Origin of the sequence: Rhodoferax koreense, assembly GCF_001955695.1 — a bacterium.
GTDB classification, from domain to species: domain Bacteria; phylum Pseudomonadota; class Gammaproteobacteria; order Burkholderiales; family Burkholderiaceae_C; genus Rhodoferax_B; species Rhodoferax_B koreensis.
Window position 1 is genome coordinate 3,568,643 of sequence record NZ_CP019236.1, and the last position, 18,548, is coordinate 3,587,190.

Sequence of the window (18,548 nt, forward strand, 5' to 3'; positions counted from 1 at the left end):
AGCATGGGCCCTCCTGGTTTCGGTCCTTCCGCCGAGCCCCAACCGAAGCGCCCCCTATGATCCCGTTTTCCGTCCTCGACCTCGCCCCCATCGTGGAAGGCAGCACCGCCGCCCAATCGTTTCGCAACACGCTCGACCTGGCCCAGCATGCCGAGTCCTGGGGCTACCGCCGCTACTGGCTCGCCGAGCACCACGGCATGCCGGGCATCGCCAGCGCGGCGACGGCCGTGGTCATCGGCCATGTGGCGGCCGGCACGAAGTCGATCCGCGTCGGTGCCGGCGGCATCATGCTGCCCAACCACTCGCCGATGGTGATCGCCGAACAGTTCGGCACGCTGGCCGCGTTGTTCCCCGATCGGATCGACCTCGGCCTGGGCCGCGCGCCCGGCTCCGACCAGGCCACGGCGCGCGCCCTGCGCCGCGATCTCGCCTCGGACGCGCAGCAGTTTCCGAACGATGTGGTCGAACTCATGGCCTATTTCGAGCCCGTGCAACCCGGCCAGACGCTGCGCGCCGTGCCGGCGGCCGGCCTTTCGGTGCCGTTCTGGATCCTGGGTTCGAGCCTGTACGGCGCCCAGCTCGCCGCCGAGCTCGGCCTGCCGTTCGCCTTCGCCTCGCATTTCGCGCCGGCGGCGATGCTGCAGGCCATCGAGATCTACCGCGCGCGCTTCAAGCCGTCGAAGCAACTCGGCCGCCCGTATGTGATGCTCGGCTTCAACGTGTTCGCGGCCGACACCGACGAGGAGGCCCGGCTGCTCGCCACCTCGATGCAGCAGGCTTTCGTGAACCTGCGCAGTGGCCGCGCCTCGATGCTGCAGCCGCCCCGCCCGGGCTATCTGGAACAGCTCGGCCCGGCCGAACGCGGCATGCTCGACCAGACGCTGTCGTGTTCCGCCATCGGCGCACCCGACACGGTGCGCCGCCAGTTGCAGGCCTTCATCGAACGCACCGGTGCCGACGAGTTGATGATCACCTCGCAGATCTACGACCACGCGGCGCGGGTGCACTCGTACGAGATCGCCGCCGAAGTCCGCAGCGACGTGGCCGTGGCGGCCTGAGCGACTCAAGAATCCGCCGCGCCGGCCGATAAAGCGCCATGAACATCGCCAACACCCCCGCCGTCCAGGGCGCGACCGCAGCGGCTTCCGCGCCGGCTTCGGACACGCTCAACATCATGGTGCTGAAAAAGGCGCTGAACACGCAGGCTGCGATGGCCGCGGCGCTGATCCAGGCCCTGCCCGAGCCGCCGCCGCTGGCCACCGAGGGTAGCCTCGGCACGCAGCTCAACACCTTCGCCTGAGGGATCAGGCCTCCCCCTCGCGCGGGTCGGGCTGGCGCCGCGTGGTCCAGTTCGTCGGGCCGAGATAGCCCGCGATGTCCACCTCGTCGATGAGTTCCGGCGCCAGGAAGCGCTCGGCATAACGCCGGTACACGCCCGAAGTCAGGAACAGGTCGAACACGTCGCCATCGATGTGACGGCGCTGCTTGAAACCGTAGAGGATGGCAATCGCCTCGGACAGCGTCTTCGATTTCTTGTACGGCCGGTCGGCCGCGGTGAGCGCCTCGAAGATGTCGGCCACGGCCATGATGCGCGCCGGCACCGACAGCTGCGAGGCGTCGAGCCGCCGCGGATAACCCTTGCCGGTCAGCGTCTCGTGGTGCGTGCCGGCGTATTCCGGCACCCGGCGCAGGTTCTTGGGGAACGGCATCGCGTCCAGCATGGCGATGGTCTGCATGATGTGTTCGTTGATCTTGTAGCGTTCCTCGGGCGTGAGCGTGCCGCGGCTCACCGACAGGTTGTACAGCTCGCCATGGTTGTAGAGGTGCTCGGGCACGTCGAGCTTGAATCCGAAGCGCGGGTCCATCGCGGCCGAAGGCGGGCGTTCGACGATGTGTTCCGGCTTGTCGTCGAGCAGTTTCTCGCGCACGGGAAGCGCCTGGCCGGGAATCGCGTGCAGCCGCGCCTGGGCGCCGTGCGAGATGCCGAGCCGGTCGTCGAAGTGGCGCCACCAGGTCTGCTCCGCGATCTGCCGCAGCCGCGCGACGCGGTCCTGCGCCATGTATTCCGCACCGAGGTTGCATTCGGCCAGGAAGGCGAAATCCTCCTGCAGCCGGGCCTGGCGCGTGTTGCGGCGGCGCATGGCCGATGCTTCGTCCTCGCCCGCGAGGCGCGCCTGCAGTGCATCGATCTCGGCATCGCGCCACAGCACCTCGAAGCGCGTGCGGATCTCGTGGATGCGGTCGTAGATCGTCTCCAGCTTGGTGGCCTTGTCGACCACGTATTCGGGCGTGGTCATCTTGCCGCAGTCGTGCAGCCAGGCGCCGACCTGGAACTCGCGCCATTCTTCGGGCGTGTGGAAGCCGAACGAGGCCAGCGGGCCTTCCTTGGCGGCGGTGGCCTCCTCGGCCAGCATGATGGCCAGCGCGGGCACACGCTCGCAGTGCCCGCCCGTGTAGGGACTCTTGGCGTCGATCGCCCCGGCGATGAGCCGCACCATCGAGTCCATCACGTCCTGCTGCGCCTGCACGAGCTGGTGGTTGTCGAGCGACACCGCGGCCTGCGCGGCCAGGGCCGAAGCCAGCCGGACCGATTCGGCATCGAAGGGCACGACTTCCCCCGTCGCCGGATCGAGCGCGTTCATGAGCTGCAGCACGCCGATCACCTCGCCTTCGCGCGGCGCCAGCGGCAGCGCCAGCATCGACACCGTGCGGTAACCCGAGGTGGCGTCGAAGCCGCGCGTGCCGCTCAGGTCGAAGCGGTCTTCTCGATAGACATCGTCGATGACCACGGCCTGGTTGCGCAGCGCCACGAAGGCCGAGACGAACTGCGTGTTCTCGCGGCCGTCCGGGTCGTGCAGCGGAATCTCGGCGACCGGCAACTGGTCGTCGCGCGTGCGCAGCGCGAAACGCAGGGTGCGCTGCTCGGTGACGATGTACAGCGTGACCGCGTCGCATTGCGTGAGCTGGCGCGCACCCCAGATCATCTGCTCGAGCAGGCCCATCATGTCGCGTTCGCGGGACATGTTGAGCCCTGCGGTGATCAGGTCTTCGAGCTTTTGCTGGGAGGTTTGCAAGGCCTGGGTGCTGCCGCGCACCGAGGCCTTCATCACCGACAGGGCCGCGCCGAGCTCGTCGACCTCGCGCAGCCGCGAGCGCACGCGCGGCGTGGGTGCCAGGTCCATGCGGTGGATGCGCCGGGCGTCCGCCGCCAGCGCGGCCAGCCGACCCGCGAAGCGGCGCGCGCCGAACCAGGCCAGCGCGGCGGCCAGCAACAGGAAGGTCAACACGAAAGCCCCCATCCAGAGACGCAGGTCGCTGGCGCCCAACCCGCCAAACGCCATCGCCACCACTGCGGCGCCCGCCAGCAGCAGTGCCGCCAGCACGGCGCCGGTCAGTGCGGCGCGGATGCTCCAGCCGTCGCGTGCGGCCGTCATCACGAAATCCGCTCCGACGTGAAAAACTGCCCACAAACCCGGAGCGCGGACGTTGCGTACCCGTCAATCGACCGGGTTGACGCGCCGCCGGGGTTATGGTCGGCCGACCTCAGCAAATCCATGGTTTTCTTCGCCAATCCTATGAACATCGATGCAATCCGGAATCTAGGCTGCGCCATGCTGCTCGCCAGCGCCGCGGCATGTTTCGCCCAACCTGTGGGTTATGTGAAGACCTTGACCGGCGAGGCCAGCGTGCAATCGGGCGGCAAGACCGCACCCGCGCGCGTCGGCACGCCGCTGGCGGTCGGGGACGTGATCCGCACGGCCGCGGCCAGCAGCCTCGGCGTGACATTGAAGGACAACACGCTGATGTCCTTCGGCCCGTCCACCGAATTCACGCTCGACGCCTACCTGTTCGCGCCGGCCAAGGGCGACCTGAAGCTGGGCGGCCGAATCGCCAGCGGCAGCATGCACTATGTGTCGGGCGCGATTGCTCATCTGAAACCCGAAGCGGTGGAGTTCAAGACACCCAGCGGGATCATCGGCGTGCGCGGCACGCGTTTCGTGGTGGTGGTCGAATGAGCCTGCGTCCGCTCTGTCCTTCCAGCCGGCACGCGCTCGCGGCCACGTTGATCACCGCCCTGCTGGCCACCGCCTGCGCCACGCCGGAGGTGAAGGCACCGCCCGCTCCGCCGCGTTCCTACCTGGTGCTGCTGGAGAACGACGATGGCACGACAGGCAAGGTGATCTACACCGGTGCTGCCGGGGCGGTCGAGTTGAACCAATCGCACCACGCCGTCGCATTGAAGGATTCCGCACAGCGCTACACCATCGACGCCCAGCAGTTGAGCCGCGATACCGATGCAGCCGTTCGCGCGCAGCCCAGGCCGCCGAAGTCCTTCCAGCTGTACTACGACATCGGCGATACGCGCATCAACAAGGCCTCGGCCGCGCTGCTGGCCCAGATCCAGGCCGAGGTGCGCAGCCGGCCCGCACCCGACATCTCGGTGATCGGCCACACCGACACCGTGGGCAGCGCCGCATCCAACGAAGTTCTCTCGTTGCGCCGCGCCGAACAAGTAAGCCAGTTGCTGAAGGCGGCCACGGCCGAGGCCGTCAACGTCGACGTGACCTCGCATGGCGAGCGCAACCCGCTCGTGCCCACGCCCGACAACACCCCCGAGCCGCGCAACCGCCGCGTCGAAGTCACGGTGCGTTGACGCTACGCCATCGGCGCGGTGGCGTTGGCTTTGCATCATTTGTCCTCCATGACCAGCAGATCGCCGAGCACACCGCCGCGCAGCCGGCCCAGGTGCAGTTGCACCAGGGGATCGGCGGCATCGTCGGCGGCCAAGGCCTCGAAGGCCGGCAGCGCCTCGGGGGATGATGCCGCCATCAACGCATAGGCCGCCTCGTAGGCCCGCAGGCGTTCGGGATCGGACGCGCCGTCCAGCCCGTCGTTCAGCGGCTGGTACACCGACAGCGGCTCCGTCTTGCCCTTGAGCACCAGCCGGCCGACAGGGCGCACCGCCGCACCGGCACAACCAGCCAGCGTCGCCTCCGACAGGCAGGTCCAGGTGCCCAGGTGCTTGTTCACGCTTTCCAGCCGCGCCGCGGTGTTCACGGCGTCGCCCAAGGCACGGTAGTCGAACATGGTGCTGCCGCCAAAGTTGCCGACGATGACTTCTCCGCTGTGCACACCGATGCGGGTGCGGCCGAAGGCCAGGCCGGCCGCATGCTGGCGCCGGGCAAAGTCGGTGGCGAAACGCTGCATGGCCAGCGCGCAATCGAAGGCACGCTGCCGGTGGTCGGCCTGCGCCACGGGCGCGGAGAACATGATGGCCACGGCATCGCCGACGATGCGGTCCAGCGTGCCCTGGTGCCGGAAGGCGATGGCGATCATGCCGTCGAGATAGGCATTGAGCAGGCCCACCGCCTGACCAGGGTCGATCTTCTCCATCAGTGCGGTGAATCCGGCCAGGTCGGTGAAGATGAAGCTGCATTCCCGCCGATCGCCGCCGAGCTGGAGTTCCTCCGGGTGTTCGACGATGTGCGCCACCCGGTTCGGCGAGACATAGCGCGAAAACGCCTGCGACACCCAGCGCCTGCGCTGCTCGCTCGCATGGTGGCGCAGCAGGCTCGGCAGCAGGAAGGCCAGGAACACACCCAGCGCTGGCGTCAGCGGGTCGAGCAGCAGCCGATGATCGACGAACGCGGTCCACCCGCCCCAGCCCATTGCGGCGATCAGCAAAGCCGTGGCCGCCACCGAAACGGCGGGCCCGGTGGTCAACGCCAGGCCGCCGACCAGCAAGCCGCCGACGGCCACCGCCAGGATTTCGATCGCATGGGCCCACCCCGGCCGGTACAGGAACGCATCCGTGAGCGCCTGCTCCAGCACCTGGGCATGCACCTCGACCCCCGGGACGACCGTGCCCAGCGGGCTGAAGCGCAAGTCGAGCAGCCCTTGCGCGGAACTGCCGACCAGCAGCAAACGGCCCCGCAGTGCCTCGGCCGGCAACCGGCCTTCCAGCACCTGCCAGGCGGGAATGGTGCGCAAGGGTGCCGCGCCTGTGTAGTGCACCCAGAGCTCGCCGCGCGGCGTGGTCGGCAGGGTCATCTGCCCGATGCGGACTTCCGCCAGCCCGCCGCCGGCCGAATCCACACCGCGCAACAGGTAGTTGGTCTGGCCCTGGCCGACGCGCAGCATCTCCGCGGCCAGCGTGGGGACGAGCTGCCCACCCGCGCGCAGCACCAGCGGCACGCGGCGCACCACGCCGTCCGGGTCGGGCAGGAACACCAGCGCGCCGTTGCCGGCCGCCGCCCCGGCCAGCGCCGGCAGCGCGGGCAGGATGCCGGCGAACTCGGGCACGGCGGCGGTGGCGGCGGGGCCCATCTCGACGAAGCGCGCGGACTGCGGCAGGGTTTGACTGCCTACCGCCTCGGCGGATGGCCGTTCGGTGCGCATCGAAAGCCCAAGCACCGCATGGCTGCCGCGCAGCGCGTCGGCGAAGGCGGCGTCATGGTCGGGCAGGCCGGCCAGCAAAGCGCGACCGACCGAGGGCAGTTGCCACAGGCTGGCCATGGCCCGCGGCGAGGTGCGATCGGGCTCGGCGAACACCACGTCGAAGCCGATGGCCGCGGCCTGGGCGGCTTCGAACCGGTGCACGAGCTCGGCCAGCCGCGTGCGGGGCCAAGGCCATTGGCCGAAGCGGGCGAGGCTCTCCTCGTCGAGGTCGATGACCCGCACCGCCGTGTCCTGGTAAACCCGCGGATGCCAGCGCTGGTACTGGTCGAACACCGCCAGACGCAAGGCCTGCAGCGGCCTCGGATCGGCAATCAGCAACGCCACGCTCAGCCCAAGCCAGACCAGCAGCCCGAGGAGGGCCAGCCCGCTGCGACCGCCGCGCCATCCCATGCCGGCCGTCGACGTCACGGCAACCGGCCCGGCATGGCTTCAGCCGGAAGGAAAGTGGCGCGGGAACATAGGGGCTGGGTCATGCGGCGGCCTGGCTGGTGATGGTTCCGACTCTATCCTGCATCGCACGCCGGCCATGCAGGACAGCGCCGCATTGTGCATCCGACGCACACGCCTTTGTTCAGCCGAGATGCTGCCTGGTCCAGCGCGCGATGTCGGCCGCGCCCATGGCACCCGCCTGCCGCGCGACTTCCCGCCCGCCGACGAACAGCGCCAGCGTCGGGATGCTGCGGATGTTGAACCGCGCCGCCAGGCTCTGGACGGCTTCTGTGTCGACCTTGGCCAGCCGGACCTGCGGCTCGAGCTGGGCCGCGGCCTGCTCGAAAGCCGGGGCCATGGTGCGGCACGGGCCACACCATGGGGCCCAGAAGTCGACGAGCACCGGAATCTGGTTGCGGCCGATGTGGCGGTCGAAACCGGTTTCGTCGCCAAGCGCCACCGAATGGCCGGTGAACAGGGGCTGTTTGCATTTGCCGCAGTCGGGCGCACTCCCGAGCTGCCCCCGGGCCACGCGGTTGGTGGTCTGGCAGTGCGGGCAGACGACGTGGACCATGCTGGATGTTTCGGTCATGGGAGCGCTCCTGTTGTTCGGCTTCGGACGGGTTCAGTTGGGGACGGGGTCGCCAAAAGCAAGCCGTCCGCGTCCCGCGGCGAGATCAAGGGAACCCCTGGCCCGCGCGGCGCACCAACCCATGCCATCATCGGCGCACCGATGACGTCCTTCGACGGTTCACAACGATCCACAACGCCAACCACCCGGAGCTTGCATGCCTTCACAATCCCCGCCGCTCGTCCCACCGCTTCTCGGAACATGCCGTCAGGTCGCAACGACACTGGCCCTTTGCCTCGCGGCCGGCCTGTCCGGCGCCCAGACGGCGCCGCCGCCCCAGACCACGGCCCAGAGCGCCGCCCCGCCCACGGTGCGCCTGCGCGGCACCGTGCAGAGCGTGACGCCGAACATGCTCACGGTCAAGGAGCGCAGCGGCGAAGTGATTCCACTGGTGATCAGCGACCGGATGGTCGTCAACGAGGTGTATCCGATCGCCCTGGCCGACATCCAGCCCGGCAGCTACATCGGCACCGCCGCCATGCCTCAACCCGACGGCAGCCAGCGCGCCATCGCGGTCACCGTGTTCCCCGAGAGCGCGCGCGGCGTGGGTGAAGGCTTCCATCCGTTCGACCTGCAGCCCGAAAGCACCATGACCAACGCCACCGTGGCCGACGTGGCCGCCGCCCCCAAGGGCCGTACGCTGCAGCTCAAGTACAAGGACGGGCAGAAGACCATCGTGGTCCCGCCCGACGCACCGGTCGTGACCTTCAAGCCCGGCGACCGCAGCCTGCTGGTGCCGGGCGCGAGTGTGTCGCTGAGCGCACAGGCCATCGACGGCAAGCCGACCGCCGTGCGGGTGAACGCCGGTCGCAACGGTTTCGTGCTGCCGTATTGAGCGCTGGCGTTCGCGCGCAGGCTTAGCCGGCCGGCAGTTCCGTGGCCAGCCCGGCCTTGGCCAGCTCGAGCTGGTATTGCTCGAAACCGGTCTGCGGCACGACCTCGCCGGTCCGGTCCCGGATCTCGTCCAGCTTTTCCAGGACCAGCGGTGCGACGTCACCGCTGCCTCCCAGGTGCACGCCGCGCGTCATCGTCACGTGCGCGCATTCGAAGCTGTCCGCGCCGGCCAGCAGGATCATGCGCGTAGGCGCGTCTTCGCTCACCAGGGCCACCAGGCCGGGGCTGACCTTTTCCGGCTGTAGGCTGCGCAGGGCGTCGGGCGACAGGATGCCCTGCGTCATCGCGGTGGCGGCGGTCGGCGCCAGGCAGTTGACGCGCACATTGTGCTTCGCACCCTCCAGGGCCAGGGTCTGCATGAGGCCGACCAACGCCATCTTGGCCGCGCCGTAGTTGGCCTGGCCGAAGTTGCCGTACAGCCCGGACGACGAAGTCGTGAAGACGATGCGCCCGTAGTTCTGCGCGCGCATCGCATCCCACACGGCCTTGGTGCAGTTGACCGCGCCCATGAGGTGCACGTCCATCACCAGCCGAAAGTCGTCGAGCGACATCTTCGCGAAGCTCCTGTCGCGCAGGATGCCTGCGTTGTTGACGAGGATGTCCACCCGCCCCCATTCGGCGATCGTCGCCTGGACCATGGCCTGCACTTGTGCCTCATCCGTCACGCTGCCGCCTCGGGCGATGGCGTCGCCACCCTGGCGCCGTATTTCCTCCGCCACGGCCTCGGCGTTCGAGCCCTCGCGTTCGCCACCCAGGTCGTTCACCACCACGCGCGCGCCATGCCGGGCCAGGGCCATCGCATGGGCGCGCCCCAGTCCACCACCGGCCCCCGTCACGATGGCCACGCGGCCTTCGAGTAATCGATTCATTGCAGTCAGTTCCTCATTCATGGAATTCGCCGAAGCGGCCCCGTGCCGCTCCGCGCCCTGCCCTCGCCATCAAACGGCGACCGCGTCACGCCCCTTCAGACCCAGCATGTCGCGCGCTTCGGCCGGCGTCGCGATCTCCAGCGAGAGCTCCGTCAGGATACGACGGATCTTGCGCACCTGGTCCGCGCACGACCGGGCCAGCTCGCCCCGGCCAAGGTACAGGCTGTCTTCGAGCCCCACGCGCACGTTGCCCCCCATCACCGCGGCCATGGTCAGCAGCGGCATCTGGTGCCGCCCCGCGCCGAGCACCGAGAAGCGGTAGCCGTCGCGGCCGAAAAGCCGATCGGCTGTCGTCCGCATGGTCACCAGGTTTTCCGGATCGGGGCCCATCCCGCCCAGGATGCCGTAAATCGACTGGATGAACAGCGGGCCCTGGACCAGGCCCTCGTCGACGAAATGCGCCAGGGTGTAGAGGTGCCCCACGTCGTAGCACTCGAACTCGAAACGCGTGCCGCAGCCGTCGCCCAGGGTCTGCAGGATGTGCTTGATGTCCTTGAAGGTGTTGCGAAAGATCAGGTCTTCCATGCCTTCGACATAGGGCTGCTCCCAGGGGTGCTGCCATGCCTTGATCTTGCGCGCGGCGGTGTGGATCGAGAAGTTCATCGAGCCCATGTTCAGCGAACACATCTCCGGCTTGAGCTGCAGCGGATAGGCCAGGCGTTGGTCGAGCGTCATGCGCGTGCTGCCGCCAGTGGTGATGTTGATCACCGCGTCGGTCGCCGCCCGGATGCGCGGAACGAACTGGTCGAACACCGCCGGTTCGAACGACGGACTGCCGTCGGCGGGGTTGCGCGCATGCAGGTGAAGGATGGCCGCGCCGGCCTGCGCCGCCTCGATCGCCTGTTCGGCGATCTGGTCGGGCGTGCACGGCAGGTAAGGCGACATGCTGGGGGTGTGCACCGATCCGGTCACTGCACATGAAATGATCACTTTGTCTTGCTGCTTCGCCATGGGGTTCTCTCGGTGGTGTGGGGTGATGATGGGCAGCCCGGCCGTCACACGGCCAGCCAGTCGGTCAGCAGCTGCGCATCGGCGAGCAACTGGCCCGGCGTGCCTTCGAAGACGATGTGGCCGTGGCCCATCACGCAGACACGGGTGGACACTTTCAACGCGATCGCCAGCTTCTGCTCGACCAGCACCACCGAGACGCCCTTCGCGTGCATGTCCTGGATGCACTCGCCGACCTGGGCGACGATCTTCGGCGCCAGGCCCTCCGTGGGCTCATCGATCAGCATCACCAGCGGATTGCCGAGCAGCGAGCGGCACATGGTCAGCATCTGCTGCTCGCCGCCGGAAAGACTGCCCGCCAGGGTGTTGCGGCGTTCCTTCAGGCGCGGGAAGTAGTCGAACATGTGCGCGATGGTCCAGTGCATCGCGCCGGGCGGTGCCGGTTGCTCGCCCATGCGCAGGTTCTCGTCCACGGTGAGGTTGGCGAACACCTCGCGTTCCTCCGGCACGTAGGCGACGCCGGCGCGGCAGATGCTGTAGGGCCTGGCGCCCGCGAGTTGCCGCCCCTGCAGTGCCACCTGGCCCGACGTCGGCGGCACCAGGCCCATGATCGCCTTCATCGTCGTCGAGCGGCCGGAGCCGTTACGCCCGAGCAGGCTGATGACCTCCCCGGCGCCGACATCGAAGCTCACGCCATGCAGGATGTGGCTCTTGCCGTAGTGCGCGTGCAAGTCCGTGACGGACAGCAGTGGATGGGCGGCGGCGGTCATGCAGCCACCTCTTCGCCAAGGTAGGCTTCCTTGACGGCCGCGTTGTTGCGGATCTCGTCGGGCGATCCCGTGGCGATGGGCTGCCCGTACACCAGCACGGTCACGCGGTCGCTCAGCGAGAACACGACTTCCATGTCGTGCTCGACGATCAGCAGCGCCCGCCCCTTCGTCACCTCACGGATCAGCCCGGCGGTGTACGCGGTCTCTTCGTTGTTCATGCCCGCCATGGGCTCGTCGAGCAGGATCAGCTTCGGGTCGCAGGCCAGGGTCATGGCGATCTCGAGGGAGCGTTGCTCGGAATACGACATCTCGCCGGCGAGGGTCGATGCGCGCCGCTGCAGCCGCACGAGTTCGAGCAGCCGCTCGGTCTGGCGCCGCGTCTCGGCATCGCGGTCGATGAACCTCCAGAACGTGTACTGCAGTCCGCGGGGGCGCATCACGGCCAGACGAAGATTCTCGTGGACCGTCAACTTCGGGAAGATGTTGGTGATCTGGAACGATCGGGCCAGTCCGAGGTGGTTGATGGCCTGGGGCGACCGGCCCGCGATCGGTTGTCCGTCGAAGGTGATGCGGCCCGCGCTCGGCTTGAGCTGGCCCGAGATCAGGTGGAACAGGGTCGACTTGCCCGCGCCGTTGGGGCCGATCACCGCATGGCGTTCGCCGTGGAGGATGTCCAGGTCCACGCCGCGGATGATCTCGGTCGGGCCGAACGATTTGCGAAGACCGCGCAGGCTGAGAATGGCGTCGCTCATGCAGGCCTCCGTTGTCGGTTGTCCATCGTGCCCAAGGCAGGCTGCGGAGCTGCATCCGCGCGGCTTTCGAGCGCGCCCATCCGCCTCTTCGCCAGCCGGCCCAGCCAGCCGCCACCGGCCAGCAGCGCCATCGGCAACAGCCATGTCGCTGCCGCCACGGGCGACCAGGCCCGGCCGAACAACGGGATCGGCGGCCAGGGCATCGCCGGGTTGGTGGCGGCCATCGCCCGGTAGTCCTGCGAGAACACCCGCTGCAGCATCTCGATCGCGAATGCGCCGCCGGCGCTCAGCAACAGGGCCGCGCCAAGCGACAGGAGCAACAGCGGCAGCAGGGCCGCCAGGCCGAACCTGCGGTGCAGCTGGCCGACCGCACCGAGCAGCCCGGCCAGGCCGGTGGGCATGAACATCATCACCAGGACGAACAGGCTGCCCTGGTAAAGCAACCAGGATTGCGTCAGGTCGGAGACGGCGTAACCGAAGAAGGTCATCAGCGCCGCACCGAGCGCCGGACCGAGGAACGCCTGCACGCCACCAATGTAGGTGTTGAGCACCACCGCGGCCGACAGGCCCGGATCGAAGACGGCATAGTTGGCAGCTTCATTGTTCATGACCTGCAGCCCGCCGGCCACGCCGGAGAACATCGCCGAGATCGCGAACACGATCACGCTCAAGCGGTGCGTGTCGTAGCCCAGGAAACGCAGGCGATGGCCGTTCTCGCGCAGCCCGAGCGTCAGCCGGCCCAGCGGCGTGCGGGTGAAGAGAAACAGCAGGGCCAGTGACACCAGCACCCATGCCAGTGTCAGGTAGTAGACCTCGTTGGTGGAGCCGAAGGACAGGCCCCAGGCCGGCATGCGGGTCGACGAGACCCCGGCCTCGCCGCCGAACAGGTTCTTGAGGTGGGGTGCGAGCGAATGGACCAGTTCCGCGATCGCCAGCGTGATCATCGCGAAATAGGTGCCGGAGCGCTTGGTGGCGAAATAGCCGGCCATGGCGCCGAAGCACAGACCGCCCGCCGCGCCGGCAATCGGCATCAGCGGGGTCGGCAGCAGGCCGGCGCCGCCGAGCGCATTCATGGCATGCACGGTGGCGAACGCGCCGACACCGAAGTACGCAGCATGGCCGAACGACAACATGCCGCCCTGCCCGCAGAGCAGGTTGTAGGCACAGCCGAACAGGGCCGCGATCAGCATCTGGATGGCGGCGTTGACGAGACCTTGCGACAGCAGGAAAGGCAGCGCGACGAGCAGGGCGATGCCGACGGCCAGCAGCAGAAGATGGGGCTTCATGGCATCAGGCCTTTTCGCCGAGCAGTCCGTTGGGGCGCACCAGCAGGATCAGCAGCATGAGAGCGAAGGGAATGGTCGCGGACAGGCTTGACACTTTCAGCGTCAGCAGGCCGCCGACGTCCTGCGCCCATTGGCGGGCGCCGATCGGCGCCAGCAGATCGGCCAGGCTGGCGTCGATGCCGACCGCCAGCGAGGTGATCACCCCGATGAGCAGCGACGCCAGCATCGCGCCGCCGAGCGAGCCCAGGCCACCGACCACCACCACCACGAACACCATCACGCCGAGCTCCAGCGCCATGTTCGGGTTGGTCGTGTAGAAGGCCCCCGCCACCGCACCGGCCAGCCCCGCCAGGGCGGCACCCACGCCGAAGACGCCCATGAACACCATCGGCACGTTGTGGCCGAGCGCCTCGACCATGCGCGGGCGGTAGATGGCCGAGCGCACGATGATGCCGACCCGGGTGCGCGTCAGCATCAGGTAGATCAGGACGAACATCGCAATGGCGATGGCCCCCATGAGGATGCGGTACGCCGGGTAGTCCGCGCCGCCGAGGCTGAAGGCCGGGAAATCGAGCGACTTCGGAATGCGGTAGTTGACCGGGAAGTTGCCGTAGAAGAGCTTGACCAGTTCCGCGATGATGAAGGACAGGCCGAAGGTCAACAGCAGTTCATGCGCGTGGCCATGGTGGTGCACGCGCCGCAGGAAATACCGCTCGACGACGACGCCGATCAGTCCCACCAGCAGCGGCGCGATCAGCACGGCCAGCCAGAAGCCCACCAGCGACTGCAGCGTGTAGGCGAAATAAGCGCCGAGCATGTAGAACGAGGCGTGGGCGAAATTGAGCACGCCCATCATCCCGAAGATGAGGGTGAGCCCGGCCGAAACCATGAACAGCAGCAAGCCGTAGATGGCACCGTTGAGCAGAGAGACAAGCAACTGGTCCATGACATTCCTCGATGTGGCCAAGCCTTGAGCCTTGGGTGGCGATCAGCCCGGGCGCTGCATCCGGCAGGAAGCCTGCGCGGGCGTGGCGGCCTCTTCGGCGGTGAACAGCTTGACCGGCTTGAAGCCCATGTCGGTCTCGTCGACCTTGAACTTCGCATCCTTCGCAACCGCCGAGACGACGATCGGCAGCATCGCCTGGTGGTCCGCGGCACGCATGCCGAGTTCGCCCATCGGCGTCTTGATCTTTGTCGTCTCCAGCGCGTTGGCAAACGCCTTCACACTCAGCGCGCCCCCCTCGGGCTTGACCCGCTTGAGCGCGTCGCCGACCATGGCCATGCCGAAGGCCGTGTGCGCCTCCACGAACACCGGCACGTGCCCGGTCTTGGCCTTGTAGTCGGCGACGAACGCCTCGGCCGCCTGGCCGCCGACCTCGGGATTGAAGGTCTGCGCCACGTAATGGCCCACGGCCAGATCCCCCGCGTTGGCCAGGTTGCCCGGCTGGTCCAGGTAGACCGTGCCGAAACGGGTCTTGAGGCCCGCGGCCTTGCTGGCCTTCATCAAGAGCAGCAGGTCGTTGGACCAGTTCCCGGTTAGCACCGAATCCGCCTTGGCCGCGTTGATCTTGGCCACGTAGGGTGCGAAGTCCTGGATCTTGTTGACGTCGTGCAGCGTCTTCTCCACCACCTGGTAGCCGCCGAGCGGGGCGTACTCGACGATGGCCTTCTCCATATCCTGGCCCCATGAATAGTTCTGGTTGATCGCATACACCCGCGTGCCGAGCACGTTCGATTGCTTCATGGCCATCACCAGGGTCTTGGTGCGCATCTGGGAATTTGCGGCGAACCGGAAGTGGTAGAACTGGCATTTGTCGCCGGTGAGTTCCAGCGCCTCCGCCCCCATGTTGAAGAAGACGACCTCCTTGCCGGGGTTGCGCATGTTGTATTTGCGGATGTCGTCGGTGATCTGCCCCGCGATGGCCGACGACGCGCCCTGTACCACCATCTGCACGCCGTCGGCGATCGCGGCCTTGAGCTTGTCCGCAGCGCCAGTCGGCCCGCCCTGGTTGTCGTACTCCACCAGCTGCAGGGGCTCACCGTTCCAGCCACCTGCGGCGTTGATTTTCTCGACCCCGTAACGCACCGCGTTGCGGTAGATGAGCCCGGTCGCCGCCTGGGGGCCCGACAGCGATTCGATCACGGCGATCTTGATCGGCGCGGCCATGGCGGCCGAGCAGGCCAGGCCGAGCGAGGCGACGAGCGCGGAGCCAAAAGTGGCGGTTTTTTTCATGGGTGTCTCCTGGTTGTGAAAGTACGAACGACGAAAGGCGAACGTGGCGCAACGTGGTGGCCATGCGTGGGCCGGAAATCCGGCGTCAGAGGTATTCGACGTTGCCGTCCACGCTGATCGCCTGGCCGGTGACGCTGCGCGCTGCGGGTGAACAAAGGAACAGCGCCATCGCCGCCACGTCCTCGGCGCTGACCATGCGGCGCAGCGAAATCTTGCGCAGATATTCGTCGCGCATCGCGTCGACGCCGACCCCGGCCACCTGGGCCCGCGCCGCGATGACACCGCTCATGCGGTCGCCTTCCACCGTGCCGGGCAGGATCGCGTTCACGCGGATGCCGCGGGGGCCGAGTTCGATGGCCAGCGACTTCATCAGCCCCACGATCGCCCATTTGCTGGACGCATAGGGCGTGCGAAAGCCATAGCCCAGGCGTCCCGCGACGGAACTCATCGCAATCAGGCTGGCATGGCTGGACGCGCCCAGCAGCCCGATGGCCCGCCGCGCGAAGTAGTACTGGCTGTTGAGATTCACTGCGATCGTGCGCTCCCAGGCCGCGGCGTCGATGGTCTCGATCGGGCCGGTCGGCCCCGCGATGCCGGCGTTGTTGACCAGCACGTCGAGCCCGCCCAGCGCGCCTTGCACGTCATGGAACACCCGCTCGACGTCGTCGGACACGGCGGCATCCGCCACACTGGCGGTGATGCCGGGCGATGCCGCGTTGAAGCGGTCGAGCGCGGCACGGTCGATGTCGCAGACATGCACGCGCGCGCCGGTCTCGTGGAAGGCGCGGGCCACGGCGGCACCGATGCCGCTGGCGCCGGCGGTCACGAGCACCCGGAGACCGGTAACGGGGCGGAGGGCGTCGAGAATGGGCATCGGTGCAGGTTCCTGGTCGCTGGTTCGGCCAATGACCGTTTCCAGGTAGCCGGCGTTCGTGGCTCTGGATCGGATCGGCAATGGCGTGAAGTGTGGTCGCCAGGCGATGGCAATCCAATGTGACTCGCCCACACAAACCCCGGGCTTCCTGTGTCAGCGGCAGACGCCGTGTAAACCCTAGGTTTCCCGGCCGACCCAGGCCGTCGAAGGCGATGCGGCTGGATTACATTGCACGCACTTCCCAGGGGGACGGCGGCGACGCCGCCTGCTGCAGGCCTGACGCGGCAGGCCCCTGGGACCGCCAACAGATCCAAGGAAGCGAACCCCCGAATGCCCCTCGACGCCAACGTTGAACACCTGCTTGCCGACCTGGTCCGGTTGCTGAACCACGGCGCATCCGCGGACGAGTTCTCCCGGCGGCTGGCGCTCGCCGAGGCCCTGCCCGACGCCGCCCGGCGGGCCGATCTCGTCGAGGTCGTACGCATGGCGATGGCGGTGCGCAATCGCCTCGAATTCCAGCAGCAACGCGAACGGGGCATGCTGGCCGTCAGCGAATCGGCGCAGGATCTGTCCAGCCGCCTGGAGCTGAACGACGTGCTGCATGCGATTGTGGTCAGGGCGCGCAAGCTCCTGGGATCGCACCTGGCGTGGCTGTCGGTCTACGACCCGGTCGTCGGCGAATTCCAGGCGCTGGCGGCCGACGGCGCGCTGTCGCAGGGCGTGTCGCGGATGACCGCCGGCCGGGACCTCGGTGTCGCCGGTCTGGTGATGTCGACGCGCCTGCCCTTCACCACGCCCGACTACCTGCACGACACGCGCTTCAGGCACGACCCCGCGCTCGACGATACCTTCCGCGCCGAAGGCATCGCGGCCCTGGTCGGCCTGCCCCTGATCTGGGACCAGGAGGTCATCGGGCTGCTGTTCGTCGCCGACCGGTACCACCGCACGCACGACGCCCTGAGCGTTTCGATCCTGAGCACGCTGGCCACCCACGGCGCGGTGGCGATCAGGAACGCGATGGCCTTCGAGCAGGCCGCCTCGGCCTTGCGCAACGCCGAGGCGGCAAGGGCCGAACTGGAACGCCACACGCGCAATATCCAGGCCGCCGCGGATGCCCACGAACAGCTGACCTCGCTGCTGGCCAAGGGTGCATCGCTGTCGGAACTGTGCGGATCGGTGGCACAGTTGCTGGGGGGCAGCGTCCTCATCGTGGACGAGGCGTCCCATGTGATCAGCGAAGGCATCGCCCCGGGCCACGCGAGCGATGCCGCGGCCGCCTACGATCCGCACGGGCCGCGCAGCGACGCCATCCGGCAGGCGCTGAACACGAGCCGGCGCGAAGGCCGCTCCGTGGTCGCCTACCAGACCGAGCATGACATCTGCCGTGTCATGTCGGTCATCGGCGGCAGGGACGTGCTGGGCGCGATCCTGCTGTTCCGCCGCGATGCGCTCGACGCGCTGTCGGTGCGCACCTTCGAACGCACGGCGAGTGTCGTCGGCATCGTGCTGCTGTCGCAGGAACGGATGGAAGCCGCGAAAACCCGCGACGCCTCCGCGCTGCTGCGCAACATGGTCTCGTTCAGGCAGGACGAACCCGCGCTGATGCGCGACCGCGCCGAACGGTTCGGCGTCAACCTGGGCCAACCGCTGTCGCTGCTGCTGGTTGAAATCGACGGCCTCGAAGCCGGCTATGTGATTCGGCGCCTTCGCACGGGCTCGCCTTTGCCGGGCACGCTGTCCGACGAGGTCGACGGCGCCATCGCGGTGTTGTGCAACACGACGCGGGCCGGTGACGTGGTCCAGTCCTTCACCGCGCTGGCCGGCCGCGAGTTCGGCCTCGGTTACCGGGGCGTGCTGTCCAAGCCGGTCAGGGCCGTGGAGGAATTGCCAGCCCTGTATGCGGCCTTGCGGCGCGCGCTGGCCATCCTCGGAAGGCTTGGCGTGAAAGGGCACATCCTCGGGCAGAACGAGATGGCGCTGTATTCGGTCCTGTTCGAAACGCATGACCGCGCCAGCCTGGACGCCTACCTGCGGGCCACGCTCGGCGCCGTGCTGGCCCAGGAGGAAAAACGAAGCGCGGAGATGCTGGCGACCCTGCTGTGCTACTTCGACCACAACCAGAATGCCAAGGAGACCGCACAGCATCTGGGCCTGCACGTCAACACCGTGCGGCAACGGCTGTCGACCATCGAAGACCTTGTGGGCCACTGGGGCCATGCCACGCGTGCACTGGAGGTCCACGTCGCGCTGCGTTTGTGGCACCTGAGCCGGCCCACCGTGTGATGGCGAGGCCGCGCCGGTCCGCGCCCGGTGCGATGTGCGAACGACCGGTGGGCGAATCCG

Annotated in this window: 17 protein-coding genes; 6 read left to right on the top strand and 11 right to left on the bottom strand. The window is 68.1% G+C overall.

What is annotated here, in order from left to right; genetic code table 11:
- Positions 1-56: 56 nt before the first annotated feature.
- On the top strand, positions 57-1,058 hold the full coding sequence (locus RD110_RS16570) for an LLM class flavin-dependent oxidoreductase (protein ID WP_076200492.1): 1,002 nt from the start codon (positions 57-59) through the stop codon (positions 1,056-1,058).
- 38 nt (positions 1,059-1,096) lie between these two features.
- On the top strand, positions 1,097-1,300 hold the full coding sequence (locus RD110_RS16575; protein WP_076200493.1) for a putative motility protein: 204 nt from the start codon (positions 1,097-1,099) through the stop codon (positions 1,298-1,300).
- 4 nt (positions 1,301-1,304) lie between these two features.
- Here the strand turns inward: RD110_RS16575 and RD110_RS16580 are convergent, their stop codons facing one another.
- Positions 1,305-3,434: an HD domain-containing phosphohydrolase gene (locus RD110_RS16580; protein ID WP_204249980.1), complete on the bottom strand. Its 2,130-nt coding sequence runs from the start codon at positions 3,432-3,434 to the stop codon at positions 1,305-1,307.
- A gap of 177 nt (positions 3,435-3,611) precedes the next feature.
- On the opposite strand from RD110_RS16580, the gene RD110_RS16585 reads away from it, so the two are divergent.
- Together RD110_RS16585 and RD110_RS16590 are read left to right on the top strand one after the other, a co-directional pair.
- A complete protein-coding gene (locus RD110_RS16585) occupies positions 3,612-4,016 on the top strand; it encodes a FecR family protein (RefSeq protein ID WP_239467051.1) in 405 nt (134 codons plus the stop codon).
- Complete coding sequence (locus tag RD110_RS16590) at positions 4,013-4,654, top strand: OmpA family protein (RefSeq protein WP_076200495.1); 642 nt, start codon at positions 4,013-4,015, stop codon at positions 4,652-4,654. The genes RD110_RS16585 and RD110_RS16590 overlap by 4 nt, the downstream gene beginning before the upstream one ends.
- A gap of 35 nt (positions 4,655-4,689) precedes the next feature.
- Here the strand turns inward: RD110_RS16590 and RD110_RS16595 are convergent, their stop codons facing one another.
- Together RD110_RS16595 and trxC are read right to left on the bottom strand one after the other, a co-directional pair.
- Positions 4,690-6,867 (bottom strand): CHASE2 domain-containing protein, encoded by a 2,178-nt coding sequence (locus RD110_RS16595; protein ID WP_239467052.1) that lies wholly within the window; start codon positions 6,865-6,867, stop codon positions 4,690-4,692.
- 163 nt (positions 6,868-7,030) lie between these two features.
- Positions 7,031-7,480 carry a thioredoxin TrxC gene (trxC, locus tag RD110_RS16600; RefSeq protein WP_076200496.1) on the bottom strand — a complete coding sequence of 150 codons (450 nt, stop codon included), beginning with the start codon at positions 7,478-7,480 and terminating at the stop codon, positions 7,031-7,033.
- A 196-nt stretch (positions 7,481-7,676) separates the two neighbouring features.
- Between trxC and RD110_RS16605 the strand changes: the two genes are divergently transcribed.
- Complete coding sequence (locus RD110_RS16605; RefSeq protein ID WP_239467053.1) at positions 7,677-8,354, top strand: hypothetical protein; 678 nt, start codon at positions 7,677-7,679, stop codon at positions 8,352-8,354.
- A 22-nt stretch (positions 8,355-8,376) separates the two neighbouring features.
- Here RD110_RS16605 and RD110_RS16610 read toward each other — a convergent pair whose 3' ends face one another.
- From RD110_RS16610 to RD110_RS16645, 8 genes are all read right to left on the bottom strand, one after another.
- Complete coding sequence (locus tag RD110_RS16610; RefSeq protein ID WP_076200497.1) at positions 8,377-9,282, bottom strand: SDR family NAD(P)-dependent oxidoreductase; 906 nt, start codon at positions 9,280-9,282, stop codon at positions 8,377-8,379.
- A gap of 69 nt (positions 9,283-9,351) precedes the next feature.
- The gene (kce, locus tag RD110_RS16615) at positions 9,352-10,293 is read right to left on the bottom strand and encodes a 3,5-dioxohexanoate:acetyl-CoA acetone transferase (RefSeq protein WP_076200498.1); all 942 of its coding nucleotides are present in this window, start codon (positions 10,291-10,293) and stop codon (positions 9,352-9,354) included.
- A gap of 44 nt (positions 10,294-10,337) precedes the next feature.
- Positions 10,338-11,060, bottom strand: coding sequence for an ABC transporter ATP-binding protein (locus tag RD110_RS16620; protein WP_076200499.1), 723 nt, complete (start codon positions 11,058-11,060; stop codon positions 10,338-10,340).
- Entirely contained in the window at positions 11,057-11,812 is a 756-nt protein-coding gene (locus tag RD110_RS16625; RefSeq protein ID WP_076200500.1) for an ABC transporter ATP-binding protein, read from the bottom strand. Before RD110_RS16625 ends, RD110_RS16620 begins: the two co-directional genes overlap by 4 nt.
- Positions 11,809-13,098, bottom strand: coding sequence for a branched-chain amino acid ABC transporter permease (locus RD110_RS16630; RefSeq protein ID WP_076200501.1), 1,290 nt, complete (start codon positions 13,096-13,098; stop codon positions 11,809-11,811). The genes RD110_RS16625 and RD110_RS16630 overlap by 4 nt, the downstream gene beginning before the upstream one ends.
- Positions 13,099-13,102: 4 nt before the next feature.
- Positions 13,103-14,044, bottom strand: coding sequence for a branched-chain amino acid ABC transporter permease (locus RD110_RS16635; RefSeq protein WP_076200502.1), 942 nt, complete (start codon positions 14,042-14,044; stop codon positions 13,103-13,105).
- A gap of 42 nt (positions 14,045-14,086) precedes the next feature.
- Positions 14,087-15,331 carry a branched-chain amino acid ABC transporter substrate-binding protein gene (locus RD110_RS16640; protein WP_076200503.1) on the bottom strand — a complete coding sequence of 415 codons (1,245 nt, stop codon included), beginning with the start codon at positions 15,329-15,331 and terminating at the stop codon, positions 14,087-14,089.
- Between the two features lie 85 nt (positions 15,332-15,416).
- The gene (locus tag RD110_RS16645; RefSeq protein WP_076200504.1) at positions 15,417-16,205 is read right to left on the bottom strand and encodes an SDR family oxidoreductase; all 789 of its coding nucleotides are present in this window, start codon (positions 16,203-16,205) and stop codon (positions 15,417-15,419) included.
- 330 nt (positions 16,206-16,535) lie between these two features.
- Here RD110_RS16645 and RD110_RS16650 point away from each other — a divergent pair, with 330 nt between their 5' ends.
- On the top strand, positions 16,536-18,488 hold the full coding sequence (locus RD110_RS16650; RefSeq protein WP_076200505.1) for a helix-turn-helix domain-containing protein: 1,953 nt from the start codon (positions 16,536-16,538) through the stop codon (positions 18,486-18,488).
- Positions 18,489-18,548 lie beyond the last annotated feature (60 nt).

Excerpts from the sequence above, each read along its gene's own strand:
- RD110_RS16570 (WP_076200492.1), top strand. The coding sequence starts at position 57 with ATGATCCCGTTTTCCGTCCTCGACCTCGCCCCCATCGTGGAAGGCAGC.
- RD110_RS16575 (WP_076200493.1), top strand. The coding sequence starts at position 1,097 with ATGAACATCGCCAACACCCCCGCCGTCCAGGGCGCGACCGCAGCGGCT.
- RD110_RS16580 (WP_204249980.1), bottom strand. The coding sequence starts at position 3,434 with ATGACGGCCGCACGCGACGGCTGGAGCATCCGCGCCGCACTGACCGGC.
- RD110_RS16585 (WP_239467051.1), top strand. The coding sequence starts at position 3,612 with ATGCTGCTCGCCAGCGCCGCGGCATGTTTCGCCCAACCTGTGGGTTAT.
- RD110_RS16590 (WP_076200495.1), top strand. The coding sequence starts at position 4,013 with ATGAGCCTGCGTCCGCTCTGTCCTTCCAGCCGGCACGCGCTCGCGGCC.
- trxC (WP_076200496.1), bottom strand. The coding sequence starts at position 7,480 with ATGACCGAAACATCCAGCATGGTCCACGTCGTCTGCCCGCACTGCCAG.
- RD110_RS16605 (WP_239467053.1), top strand. The coding sequence starts at position 7,677 with ATGCCTTCACAATCCCCGCCGCTCGTCCCACCGCTTCTCGGAACATGC.
- RD110_RS16610 (WP_076200497.1), bottom strand. The coding sequence starts at position 9,282 with ATGAATCGATTACTCGAAGGCCGCGTGGCCATCGTGACGGGGGCCGGT.
- kce (WP_076200498.1), bottom strand. The coding sequence starts at position 10,293 with ATGGCGAAGCAGCAAGACAAAGTGATCATTTCATGTGCAGTGACCGGA.
- RD110_RS16620 (WP_076200499.1), bottom strand. The coding sequence starts at position 11,060 with ATGACCGCCGCCGCCCATCCACTGCTGTCCGTCACGGACTTGCACGCG.
- RD110_RS16625 (WP_076200500.1), bottom strand. The coding sequence starts at position 11,812 with ATGAGCGACGCCATTCTCAGCCTGCGCGGTCTTCGCAAATCGTTCGGC.
- RD110_RS16630 (WP_076200501.1), bottom strand. The coding sequence starts at position 13,098 with ATGAAGCCCCATCTTCTGCTGCTGGCCGTCGGCATCGCCCTGCTCGTC.
- RD110_RS16635 (WP_076200502.1), bottom strand. The coding sequence starts at position 14,044 with ATGGACCAGTTGCTTGTCTCTCTGCTCAACGGTGCCATCTACGGCTTG.
- RD110_RS16640 (WP_076200503.1), bottom strand. The coding sequence starts at position 15,331 with ATGAAAAAAACCGCCACTTTTGGCTCCGCGCTCGTCGCCTCGCTCGGC.
- RD110_RS16645 (WP_076200504.1), bottom strand. The coding sequence starts at position 16,205 with ATGCCCATTCTCGACGCCCTCCGCCCCGTTACCGGTCTCCGGGTGCTC.
- RD110_RS16650 (WP_076200505.1), top strand. The coding sequence starts at position 16,536 with ATGCCCCTCGACGCCAACGTTGAACACCTGCTTGCCGACCTGGTCCGG.